This is a genomic window from Paraburkholderia sp. GW821-FHT02A12 (assembly GCF_059422005.1).
Genome location: NZ_JBWKWA010000002.1, coordinates 2,151,351 through 2,163,647 on the forward strand (window position 1 = coordinate 2,151,351; position 12,297 = coordinate 2,163,647).

The window sequence follows — 12,297 nt, forward strand, 5'->3', positions numbered from 1 at the left end:
CGCTCGTAGTTCGCTTTATCCCGGCCGCCGAACCGGCGGGAAGCGCTTGGCGTTTCGGCTGAACTTCACCTGGCGGAACCGCTCCTTCTTGTGCTCCTCTTCGAAATGCGCGAGCGATGGTTTGATCAGATCGCTTCGCGACACGATGCCTACCAGCCGCAAACTGTCCCGATCGGAGACCACGGGCAAACGTTCAAGACCCTGCACGGCGAGCCGGGTTGCGACGAGCCGGCAAGTCTCTCCCGGCAGCGCCACGACCGGCGTGCTGCCGCGCAACACGTCGACGAGGCGCGCGACGACTTCCGGTCCGCTTCCATCGCTACGGAATTGCTCCAGCACCGCGCGATCAACGGTACCGACCAGCACGCCCTTTTCGATAACCGGATAGGCGCGATGCGTTTGCGTCGAGCCGAAGTACGTCGCAAGCACGTCGCGCACGGACATGCCGGCATCAATGGTCTGAACTGAGCGCGACATCACCTCGTCGACATGGTGGCGCTCAAGCGGGTCGACGCCGTATTCGCGGTAAATGTGATATCCGCGGCGAGCGATTTTTTCCGTCATGATCGAGCGCCGCATGACCACCGTCGCGAAGCCGTATGCGACGAGTGTGGCCGCCAGCAACGGCAGCAAAGCGTTGCTGTCATGGGTCAGCCCGAATGCGAATACGATCGCCGTCAACGGCGCGCCGAGGGTCGCGCCAAGCGTTGCGGCCATGCAGACAAGCGGCCACAGCGCAGGCTCGCCGCCGGGCAACACATGGCCGAGCACCGTGCCAAGCCCGGCCCCCAGCATGAGCAGCGGCGCAAGCACCCCTCCCGAGGTGCCGGAGCCCAGTGCGACTACCCAGATCACGGCCTTCACAATCAGGATCGCGAGAGCGATCTGCAGCGCGATGTGCTGATGCAGCAAGTCACCGATTACGTCGTAGCCCACGCCGAGTGCGCGAGGCTCGATGAATCCGCCGATCCCGACCACGAGGCCGCCAATGGCGGGCCACCACATCCAGTGAAGCGGCAGTTTGCCGAACAGATCTTCCGTCTTGTACAACGCAGCAGACAGACCGGAAGCCAGCGCTCCACTCAGCAGCCCGGCAATCACGCAGGACACGAGCGACAGCGCATCAGGCGGCGCCGTTTCGAGCGGAAACAGCGGACCTGTACCGAAGAACGCGGCCCGCGCAAACCCGGCGACCGCGCAGGCCAACGCGACCGGCAAAAAACTGCGAGGCCGCCATTCGAACAACAGCAGTTCAACCGCCAGCAGCACGGCGGCCACAGGCGTGCCGAAGACGGCCGTCATCCCCGCTGCCGCGCCGGCGACCAGCAAGGTCTTGCGCTCCGCGGAAGTCAGCTTCACGCACTGTGCGATCAGCGAGCCGAGCGCGCCGCCCGTCATGATGATCGGGCCTTCCGCGCCGAATGGCCCGCCGCTGCCGATCACGATGCCGGACGACAGCGGCTTGAGGATGGCGACTTTCGGCGACATGCGGCTCTTGCCGAACAGGATGGCTTCGATCGCTTCCGGAATGCCATGTCCGCGGATTTTTTCCGACCCGAAGCGGGCCATGAGGCCGACGATCAGACCGCCCGCCACCGGGATCAGAATCACCCAGCCGCCGAGCGTGTTCTGTGCCGGCGACCGGTCCGCCAAGGAGAACGCGCCGAAGAAGAAAAGGTTGGTGAAGAGGTGAATCAGGCTCAGCAGCACGAAGGCTGCGAGCGTACTGAGCGCGCCGATGCCGGCCGCAAGCGCCGAAATACCGGGAAGCCGCCCGTTGACGGAGAAATCGCGCTTATGGGGGTCGAGGCTCATCGTGATTCAGAAATCGATCTGAGGGACATTAAAGGCGCCCTTGAGCGACTTCAACTCGGCGCGATGCATCTCGGCAAGCCGCGCAAGTACCTGTTCGCCCGCTTTCAGCAGATGAACCTCGACCTGACGGCGATCCGTATCGCTGATCTTGCGCCGCACGAGTTCGAGTGCCTCGCAACGCGACACGAGCGCCACCACGCCGTGGTGCTGCGCCTGGAGCCGTTCGGCGAGTTCGCCGACCGTCGCCCAGTCGCGCTCCGGATAGCCCTTGATGTGAAGCAGCAGCAGATACTGCAACGGCGTAATACCTTCGCCTTGCGCGGCCTGTTCGGAAAATCGCTCAAAGCGTCGCATCTGATAGCGAAACTCGGATAGCTGCTCAAAGTCCGCCTTGGTCAAGCCGCGAGCGAGTGTTTTCATCGAAGCTCCGTTGGAACAGGGAAAAGGTCGATAATATCACGTTGTGATATTTATGCCCGCATTCATCTGCGGTAAAACCGGCAGCCGTTATGCCGCGCGTTGCTGCTGAACGTACGCCTGACGATAGAGGCCCGTAATGAGGTCCGCCTGCGTGATCATCCCGGCGAGCCGCTCCTCGGCATCCAGCACTGGAATATGGTGGTGTCCATAGTTTGCGAAAATGGGCAGCAGTTCGACGATGGGCGTCGTCGTGCCGACGGTACGAACATCAGCATTCATCCATGGGCCGACCACCGGCACCGCGCCCGTACCGCGCGCAAACCAGCGGCGCAGAAATGACGACAGGACGGACACATCCGCGGCCGCCGGTTTCTCGACGAGATCCGCTCGCGTCACTATCCCGATGACGCGCTGGTCCGCGTCGGTCACCGGAAGTGCCTTGATACCGTGCTGTTTGAGCAAACTCAATGCCGCTGAAATCCGTGTACCCGCTGACACGGCGATAGCGGGGCGCGACATGATGTCGGCGCAGGTCAATTCGTGGAACGTGCGTGCGTAGGCTTGCAACTGGACGTCGCGCAACAGGGACTCGAGATCCTCGAGGTCGATGTCCAGCAATTCACCGCGCCGCCTCACTACCGCCTCGAGGTCCGCGCGTGTGAAACCCTCTTTTGACGTTTCGGGGGAACCGACCGGTCCCTTTCCCGAGCCATGGTGGGCGGCGTGCGGATAACGGTGGCCGGTGACGGCGTGGTACACGATCGCGGCACACAGAAGCGCTGCGGACTGGAGGGCTATCGGTTCGGACACGAACCGATAGCCCAGTGCATGAACGGTCGGACCGCCGAGGACCGCAGTCAGTGCGACCGCACCCGATGGCGGATGAACACAGCGCAACGCAAACATCAGACAGATCGCAAGCGCGACAGCCAATGCCGCCGCGTCGACCGGGTTGGAGATCCAGCTTGCACAGGCGACGCCGATCGTGGCAGAAACGAGATTGCCGCCGATGATGGACCACGGTTGCGCCAGTGGACTGGCGGGAACCGCGAACAGCAGCACAGCTGAAGCACCCATCGGTGCGACGAGAAGCGGAATGCTTGCAGCTGGTCCGAGCAGGACGTGCATTGCCCCGCCAGTGAACGCGATCCCAAGCAACGCGCCGAGGCACGATCGTATGCGCTCCGGCCACTGGACGGCGATGGGGCTGGGAGTAAAGCTGGAAAACCAGCGGATGACTGCGTATCGGGACAAGATTAGACCGGGAATGTGGGTCGGTGGCATCGCACGAGGCGGGTTCACACGTTACGGTCAAAACCTCGCGAAACGAAAGAACGTCTCGTCATTATTATATTTCATTGTGATATAAAAGCGGATTCTACGCTGTTGCGATACGCCGACCGCGACCGTGTCACTCTGATTCGGCCTGTGGTTCCCGGGCCGGAATCCTGAACTGGCGAATCTTGTGATAGAGGGTCTTCCGCGGCATGCCTAGCGCTTCACTGGCCGCGCCGACATTGCCATGATGGCGTTGCAGCATTTCTTCGATCAATACTCGTTCGAAGCGTGCCGTCTGTTCTGCAAGCGTGCCGGATATCCCCGCCGGGTTGGCATCAGATATGAGCCTGTCGCCAACCAGGCCCAGCACGAAGCGGTCCGAGACGTTCTGCAGTTCGCGCACGTTGCCCGGCCATTGATGGGCCATCAGTTCGGACACCTGCGATGCGGAGAGGATCGGCGCGGCTTGCCCAAAGCGCCGGGCTGCGGCGAGCACAAAGTGCTCGAACAGCAATGGAATATCTTCGCGGCGTTCGCGCAACGGCGGCAGATCGATTTGCGCGACGTTCAACCTATAGAGGAAATCCGCCCGGAAGCGCCCTTCTTTCGCAAGTTCCGTAAGATCCGCCTTGGACGCCGCGACGATCCTGCAGTCGACCGGAATCGACTCATTAGCGCCCAACCGTTCGATGTGGCGCTCCTGCAGGACGCGCAGCAGCTTGATCTGCAGGGCAACCGGCATGGTTTCGATTTCGTCAAGAAAGAGCGTGCCGCCGTGAGCCCATTCGATCTTCCCGACCCGACTCTTGAGCGCACCGGTAAATGCCCCAGCCTCATGACCGAAGAGTTCGCTCTCAAAAAGCTGCTCAGGCAACCCTCCGCAGTTGAGCGCGACAAAATGACGGTCGCGCCGCTGGCCAAAATCATGCAACCCACGCGCGATCATTTCCTTGCCGGTTCCCGTCTCGCCCGTGATGAGTACCGATACGGCGGTATCCGCGAGCCGCAGGATTTTCTTGCGGACTTCGGCAATCGCAGGCGACTTGCCTAGCACCATGGCCTCGATACCGTGCCAGTTACGCAGCGCGTCGCGCAGACCCTGTACTTCGAGCGTCAGACGCCGTTTCTCGACGGCCCGTGCGACCCGGCTCGCAATGTGTTCCGACGAGAACGGTTTTTCAATGAAGTCATAGGCGCCGAGGCGCATCGCGCCTACCGCTGTCGAGATGTCCGCGTGACCGCTGATCAGAACCACTGGAATCTGCGCATCGACCGCCAGCACACGTTCGAGCAATTGCAGCCCGTCGATGCCCGGCATCCGGACATCGGACACGATTACCACCGGTGCGCCTGGCGCGACCTCGGCCAACGCCGAGCCCGCCGATTCATAAGCCTGAACCGGATAGCCGGCCAGCGCAACGGCCTGCTCGACGCCGAGTCGGACGTTCTCATCGTCTTCGACCACTACAACACGAATCTCATCACCCATTGGCTGTCCCTTGCACCGTTGTCGCTACGAAATCGATCCTGAACTGCGCGCCACCGCCGGGGAGGTTCGCCGCCGAGATGCGGGCGCCGAACCCCTCGACAAGACGCGATGTGATCGCCAGACCAAGCCCCAGACCCCGCCCCCGCGGTTTTGTCGTTACAAACGGCTCGAACAGATGAGCCAGTACCTCGGGGGCAATGCCAGGGCCGCTATCGCCGATCGTGAACATCACGCGGCCGTGCTCGTCCGCCTCGTGCGTATCAATGGCAATCGTACGCCGTGCCTCGGACGCGACGGCATCAAGTGCGTTGCCAAGCAGGTTAACGATCACCTGCTGCAGCTGACTCGGCTCCGCATACACTGTCGTACCCGCGGCAACGTGCGTGTCGAGTCGCACCTGTTCGTCGCGAATTCGTGACTCGTAAATCAGTACGGCGTGCTTCACCGCGTCATTCAGCGACACTGGGACCCGTTCGACGCCCGGCCTGCGCGCGAAGGTCTTCAATTCGCCGGTGAGTAAAGCCATGCCGTCGACCAGGCGCGAAATACGTTCGAGATTGGCGATTGCGGATGCGGGCTGATTGCGCTCGAAAAACGTGCGGGCGTTGTCGGACAGTGTCCTGATTGCGACCAGCGGCTGGTTCAGTTCATGCGTCAGCCCCGCTGCCATCTGTCCCAGCACTGCCAGCTTGCCCGCATGCACCAGTTCCTGTTGCGAATCGCGGAGTGACTGCTCTGCACGTACACGTTCGGCGATTTCCAGCCGCATCCTCGCGTTGGCACTGGTCAGCTCTGCTGTGCGTCGCTGCACGGTGACTTCCAGACGCTCATTGGCGCCGCGCAAGGCATCCTGGGCGTTCAGCTTCTCGGTAATCGCGCGACGGTGCTGGATCGCATACAGGCCATAGAGGCCGGCGATCAGAAAGAGCCCGGTGACGAATGCGAATGCCACGTATTGCTGGTGCCGCGCCGGTGCGACGTCGAGCAACACGATGATCGAATCGCCAGCTTGTGGCGCCGGTCCCGACAGGGCAAGAAAGCGCTTGTAGCGGCCAGGATGGGTCCAGTCGGGAAAGTGAGCAAACCAGCCCGCCGCGCCCCAATCGCCAAGCCGCCGATACAGCAGCGGCTCGACCGCTCGGCCCGCGTATTGCCGCGACGCCTGAATCTGCGTCTGCCGGTCCGGCGTGATGGGTCTCAGCGCCATGAATTTCCACGCCGGGACCGTGGAGATGACGATCACGCCGTTGGCGTCGATGACCATCGCGGCCTCGGCCGGCACCCTCCATGCGGATTCAAGCGCATCGACGCTGACCTTGACCGCCGCTGCCCCGATCGGCCTGTCGGCCTCGCGCACCGAACTCGCAAAATAAAGACCCGGTACACCTGTGTTGGTGCCGATGCCGAAAAAGCGCCCCGAGCCATGCGCGAGCGCGTCCTTGAAGTATGGGCGGTACGATACATTCGTACCTACAAAGCTCACCGGCTGATCCCAGTTGCTCGCGGCGATCACGGTGCCATGCTGCTCGATCAGGTAAACCGCAACGCTGCCCGCCTCGCGGTTTACCGCGGCCAGATAGGTGTCGACCGTGTGTAAAAACACCGGCTGCACATCGGCTCGCGCGCGCAACAGCGCACGTACACTGTCCTGCCGCGCAACGATGCCGGGCAGCATTTCGTAGCGGCCCAATTCACTTTTCAGGCTCGCGGCGTAGAGATCGAGGCGGTGACCGCCGACCGCCGCAATTGCGCTAACCGAGCGCTGCCACGCGGCCTCGATCGCTACGGCAGCCACGCCGGCGTATAGCGCCGCTGCGGCCAGCCATCCCCACAGCGGAATACCGCACACTCTCGCGTGCACGAACGACCTCATTGAAACCTCGCAGGCGACTGACGCCGGCCAATTCTCGCAAATCGCCAATCCGGCGTACAGCCTATTCGCGCCGACGGTCCGTTCAGCATCCAGACCGCATCGGCGCGTCATCCAAAGTGCGCAAGCACGATCAGCGTCGCGGTAACGACGATTGCGCCTCCAATGCGCGTGGCGATCTGCGCGAACGGCATCAGTTGCATCCGGTTCGCCGCTGTCAGAATCGCGACGTCGCCGGTTCCCCCCTGACCGCTATGGCATGCGTTCACGATCGCCGTATCGATTGGGTGCATCTTCAGCATGAACGCCGCCGCAAAGCCGCTACCCATCAGCGTCACAACTGTTGCAACGATGGTGACGATATTGGCCAGGGTGAACGCCGCGACCAGTTTGTCCCAAGGCGTCATCGCGACACCGATTGCGAACAGCAGCGGGTAAGTCACCGCCGTCGAAAAGAATTTGTAGACGACAAAGGCTCCCTCCTGCAACGGTGGCGATACAGCCCGTGCGAGTTTGACCAGCACCGCGATGAACAGCATCGCGACGGGCGCCGGAAGCCCGAACAGGTTGCGACACATCAGCCCCAGCAGATACAGCGTAATGGCTGTGATCCCTGCTGCTGCGATGTGGGTAACGTCAACGTGTCCGGTGAGTTCATCATGCACCGGGCCCATCTCGTCCTGTTCGCCGACTTGCAGGCGCCCTTGCCCGGTGAGGTGAGGAAAGCGTTTGCCGAGCATGTCGAGCGCACCGGACAGGACAATTGCGGTGAGGCTGCCCAGCATCACCGGCGGCAGCACTTGCGCGAACAACTCACCTTGTGGCAGATGAAGAATTTCTGAGTAGCCAATCGACAGAGGAATCGCGCCTTCACCGACGCCGCCCGCCATGATCGGTACGACGATGAAGAAGAACGTATGATGCGCGCCGAGTCCGAGCGCGGTTCCGACAGCGGTCCCAACGATCGCAGCGGCTACAGAACCGACCGCGAGCGGAACGAAAATCTTCAGGAAGCCCTGGATCAGCACACGGCGATCCATGCTGAGAATGCTGCCGACAATAATCGATGCGATGAACAGATACAGGAAGTTGGTCGACTTCGTGAAGTCCATCGTCAGAGTGAGTATCGGTTTCGGCAGTAAGTGGTAATAGGCCAGCGCGGAAGGAATAAACGTTGCAAAGATCGCAGCCGCGCCGATATTGCGGAACAGCGGCAAGCGCTTGCCGAATTCCGCGCACGTGAAGCCGAAGAATGCGAGTACTGCGATCGCCATCGAGATCTCGCCAGGCACCTTGCCAGAGATCACAAAGCCGACGATCAACGCGAGCAGCGCGACATAGATTGGCAACGGGATGATGCCGATCCGGAATTCCATCAATTTCCACCAGCCCTCCGGCCAGAAGCGGGTTTGGGCTTCAATGAGTTGTGCCGGTTTCGGCTGTGACGTGTGGGGTGTGCTGTGCACGTATGTCTCCTGACGGTTCAAGGACCCTTAACGCAGTGCAACAACGCGTTACGGCTTTCGAGTTGATTAATACGGGTGACCATGCAGCGAACGCATGTCCGCTTGCGGTGGCGCCTGACGGTTATAAATGGCGGCCTTGCTGGTCGCTGTGGCGTATGCCGCAATGTATCCATCGACAGACGCACGTATCCCAACCGCGGGAAACAGGCGGGTATGCGATCTCGATGACGGGTAGATTGGCGGGCGTTGCGGATAACGTCACGCGGTCCTGCGAGAGGGAACAAGTATGATCATTGCGTTGTCTCCATGAGCGCGGCGTCGCATGCCGCTTTGAGGTCGGTTCCGAGCGCGGGCTATGCAGTCCCGATCGGAGGCGTTTGTCGGCGGATAAAGGCAAGAGTCGGACCAGCCAGCATCTGTTTTTTCGCGCCTCTATGTGCCTGTTATCGTTATGTTTTTTTTGGCCGGTGGCGCAGGAAAATTGGCTTCTGGCTCAAAACTCAGAATTCGGCGGCCGGGTAGGCTGAGATCTCAGCCACCGCAAAACGCACAGTAAACCGCGAACCAGGACCATTGGTTCACCGGTGCCTTGACTCGCATACACATCCCGGATGCGGCGTGCGCCAACGTTTTCAACCTGATGCTTTGGGTAACCGAGGTAGCGAGTTCATCAGGGTCGATGTGCTCGTCATGGCAGCCGCTGCCACCTTGTCGATACCGTGTCCGCCCAGTCCGTCAGACGGTGGCGTGCAACGAATTTCCATCAGCAAATCGTTATCCTCAGCGAACCTCGCGACGAATTCAAACGCAGCCGGGCAAATCAGCGGAAGATCGCCGGAAACCAGCAGGCACTTGACGTCGGCCTGGACGATTGGCATCGCTAACCGTGTGCAGGCGATATGAATGCCCGGCCGGCGCTCGCCAACGAACAGAGTGATGACACCGGTCAGCCGTTCAGCCCAGTCGCCGGGCCGGAATGTCTTGCAACTGGACGTGATGCCCTTGATCAAAAAGTGTTGGGTACCGAAGTGTGCAGTCATACTTCTACAGCCGATAGTTCGGACGACGAGGCTCGTGATCCAAGCCGCGCGAAGCGGCCAGATACCCAATCCCAAGGGCCAATGAGTTGCAGGCATCACGATCAAGGTCGCGCGATCGCGCAGGCAAGATAGATAAAGTCATTGCGTTGTCTCCGTGAGTGCGACGTCGTGGTCGCGTCGATGTGATTCCAGTCACGGCTCTCCGGTCTTGATCGAAGGCCGTCTGCAGGCAGAGGTCTCGCAAGGGCTATGCCAGGTAGCCACGATCATGCGCGCTTCTATTCTTTTGTTTTTTCAATGCTTTTTTCGTTGTCACATGGCGAAGAAGGGGTTCAGTCGCAAACCTCGGAATTTGGCCTCCAGAATGGCCGAGATGTCAGCCATCCGCGCGTCGCGCAGCCAAGAAAAGACAGGGCAATCCGATTCACCAACGCTACTGCCAGACAGGTCTCTGTGGCGCCTGCATCTCGCGCTATGTTCATTCCGATTTTCCCTATCTAATAGCCAGCAATTGCGCGTCGGCATTTCCCTACAAAAAAATCAGGACATTCTTTTTTTGAGCGCTTGAGTGGAAAAATCGTATTTCGAGTTGCACCGTTGATGGCTTATAGAAAGCTAAACCGTGCTAAGCAAAATTTCAATTGGTCTACTTTTGTGATTTTTTACTTGATAAGCGGAAATCACCCCTTCAGTTGCAGTAGGTCCTGCCGTATACCCATTGATGTGTCGGGGCCATAGGCCATTTCCCACAAGACCTTGAATACTCAAGCAACGAAGGAAGCAACTTGAACAGCTTTACACAAACAATCAAATTCAAGATCGTCCTTGCTTTTGGCGTATGCATCGCGCTAATAGCGGTAATTGGACTATTCGGGACGTTTGGACTATCCAGATTGAACTCGAACATGAGCGACGCCTATTCCGGCAATACTGTTCCGATTGCCGATCTATCAGACGTTCGTGCGGCCCAGCTCAATGTACGTCTCATGCTGAGGCGCATTCAGGTATTCCGCGATCCAGCTAAAACGGCGGAATCCGTTTCGACCATTCAAACCGCTTTCGAACGTCTCGACAAGTCGTGGAACCACTATTACCCGGACGGCATATCCAGCGATAAGGAACACGAGATCGCAGACCGGATCAGGAGCACCCTGCCCCAGTTCAAAGCAACAACGAACGAAGCGGTAGCCGCCGCTAGCGCGGGCAATTTCGACGCGCTTTCTTCCGCAATCGACAAGGTGACTCCTGTGGCCGCGTCATTGAATGACGCGCTGAACCAGGACGTTACGCTCAATATGGATCAGGCCAAAAAGTTTGCCGACGATAGCGAATCGACCTTCAGAGCCATTTTCCGGATCGCAATCGCGCTGGTTGGTGTGGGCATCCTGGTCGCCGTCGGTGCGTCCGTCTATCTGCTACGCGCGATCTCGAATCCCCTCAACAAGGCCGTAGACATTGCAAACCATATCGCCGCCGGCAGGCTGGAAAATCAGATCACGGTGGATTTGCGGGGCGAGTTCGGCCAGCTTCTCGACGCGCTGAAGAAAATGGATCAGCAACTCAGCGATACGGTGCGCGGAATCAAGGCAACCACTGAATCGGTCACGGTGGCGTCGCGTGAAATCGCTAGCGGCAACACCGATCTGTCGGCGCGTACGGAGGAACAGGCCGCGTCGCTTGAAGAAACCGCGGCAAGCATGACGCAGTTGACGGAAACGGTGAAGCAGAACGCCGACAATGCACGTCAGGCGAATGCGCTGGCAACACGTGCCACGGACATCGCCGACGCAGGTAACGAGGCTGTCCAGGGCATGGTAGGAACGATTGAGAAGATCAGCGGCAGTTCAACCAAGATTTCGGATATCACCGGTGTGATCGAAGGCATTGCCTTCCAGACGAATATCCTTGCACTGAATGCCGCTGTCGAAGCGGCTCGTGCTGGCGAACAGGGACGTGGCTTTGCCGTCGTTGCCAGTGAGGTTCGCAGTCTGGCCCAACGTTCTGCCACCGCCGCGAAAGAAATCAAGGAGCTGATCGGCTCGTCTGTCGCGATGATTCAGGACGGGTCAAAGCAGGCGTTCGAAGTTAGCGCGACCATGGGTCAGGTCAAACAGGCCATCAAGCAGGTCTCCGATATCGTCGGCGAGATCGCAGCCGCTTCTGAAGAACAGAGCCGTGGCATTGAACAGGTGAATCAGGCTGTTGGCCAGATGGATGAAGTGACGCAACAGAATGCCGCGCTCGTTGAACAGGCTGCGGCGGCCGCGCAGTCGCTCGAAGACCAGGCAACCAAACTGACGGACGCCGTATCGGTATTCAAGGTCGCCGACACGGGGCAATCCACGTCACGAATGGTTATTCCTCAGAGCAAGCCTCGCCTGCCTTCGCCAAAGATTCAAACGATGCGTCGCACAGAGTCTTCAAAGCCGAAGACTGGACCGTCCACTATTGCTGAACAGCCCGCTACCGCCGTCGATACGGCGAACGCCGACTGGCAAACCTTCTAATTTTGGGCGGACGACATGCATAACGCCTTCAGTATGCAGAGCGACGACGCAAGCCTCCGGACCCCAAGAGGTTCGGCAGAGCAATCGGCGTTCGTCTCGCATACCCATTCTGAAAAAGTAAACCACGACACGTTGCTCGATTCGCTTGTGACCCTGTCGAAGGCAAACGGCACCGCCGTTGTTCAACATGGCGCACGCCTTGCTGTTCTTGGCGAACTACTCGCTGCCCTGTTGATGCACCTGCCGCACTCCATGCGAGTCGCTATTGCCACGTCGTTCCGCGACAGGATTGAGGATCTGTTGTCCCTGAGCGACGACAGGTGCTTACCTGAAAAATACCATTCCGCACTATTAATCGAGGTCAATCGTTACCTCAACGCACTCCGGTAACCCGATCGCGCGGGCAGTGTGG

At 59.9% G+C, this 12,297-nt stretch carries 9 protein-coding genes; 2 read left to right on the plus strand and 7 right to left on the minus strand.

All coding sequences use genetic code 11. The features are described 5' to 3' along the window. Positions 1 to 15: 15 nt before the first annotated feature. The 7 genes from AC07WT_RS31095 to AC07WT_RS31125 all read right to left on the minus strand — a co-directional run bounded on the left by AC07WT_RS31095 (position 16) and on the right by AC07WT_RS31125 (position 9,378). Entirely contained in the window at positions 16 to 1,815 is a 1,800-nt protein-coding gene (locus tag AC07WT_RS31095; RefSeq protein WP_494949923.1) for a chloride channel protein, read from the minus strand. Positions 1,816 to 1,821: 6 nt separating this feature from the next. Further along, positions 1,822 to 2,235 carry a MarR family winged helix-turn-helix transcriptional regulator gene (locus tag AC07WT_RS31100; protein WP_494949924.1) on the minus strand — a complete coding sequence of 138 codons (414 nt, stop codon included), beginning with the start codon at positions 2,233 to 2,235 and terminating at the stop codon, positions 1,822 to 1,824. An 87-nt stretch (positions 2,236 to 2,322) separates the two neighbouring features. Next, positions 2,323 to 3,489 carry an HPP family protein gene (locus AC07WT_RS31105; RefSeq protein WP_494949925.1) on the minus strand — a complete coding sequence of 389 codons (1,167 nt, stop codon included), beginning with the start codon at positions 3,487 to 3,489 and terminating at the stop codon, positions 2,323 to 2,325. A gap of 157 nt (positions 3,490 to 3,646) precedes the next feature. Next, entirely contained in the window at positions 3,647 to 5,002 is a 1,356-nt protein-coding gene (locus tag AC07WT_RS31110; protein ID WP_494949926.1) for a sigma-54-dependent transcriptional regulator, read from the minus strand. After that, positions 4,995 to 6,875: a sensor histidine kinase gene (locus AC07WT_RS31115; protein WP_494949927.1), complete on the minus strand. Its 1,881-nt coding sequence runs from the start codon at positions 6,873 to 6,875 to the stop codon at positions 4,995 to 4,997. Before AC07WT_RS31115 ends, AC07WT_RS31110 begins: the two co-directional genes overlap by 8 nt. A gap of 107 nt (positions 6,876 to 6,982) precedes the next feature. Then, positions 6,983 to 8,338, minus strand: coding sequence for a 2-hydroxycarboxylate transporter family protein (locus AC07WT_RS31120; protein WP_494949928.1), 1,356 nt, complete (start codon positions 8,336 to 8,338; stop codon positions 6,983 to 6,985). Between the two features lie 632 nt (positions 8,339 to 8,970). Next, positions 8,971 to 9,378, minus strand: a complete 408-nt coding sequence (locus AC07WT_RS31125; protein WP_494949929.1) for a DUF3579 domain-containing protein — start codon at positions 9,376 to 9,378, stop codon at positions 8,971 to 8,973. Between the two features lie 785 nt (positions 9,379 to 10,163). On the opposite strand from AC07WT_RS31125, the gene AC07WT_RS31130 reads away from it, so the two are divergent. Together AC07WT_RS31130 and AC07WT_RS31135 are read left to right on the plus strand one after the other, a co-directional pair. Next, positions 10,164 to 11,885, plus strand: a complete 1,722-nt coding sequence (locus AC07WT_RS31130) for a methyl-accepting chemotaxis protein (protein WP_494949930.1) — start codon at positions 10,164 to 10,166, stop codon at positions 11,883 to 11,885. Positions 11,886 to 11,900: 15 nt separating this feature from the next. After that, entirely contained in the window at positions 11,901 to 12,275 is a 375-nt protein-coding gene (locus AC07WT_RS31135) for a hypothetical protein (RefSeq protein WP_494949931.1), read from the plus strand. The last annotated feature ends 22 nt before the right edge of the window (positions 12,276 to 12,297 follow it).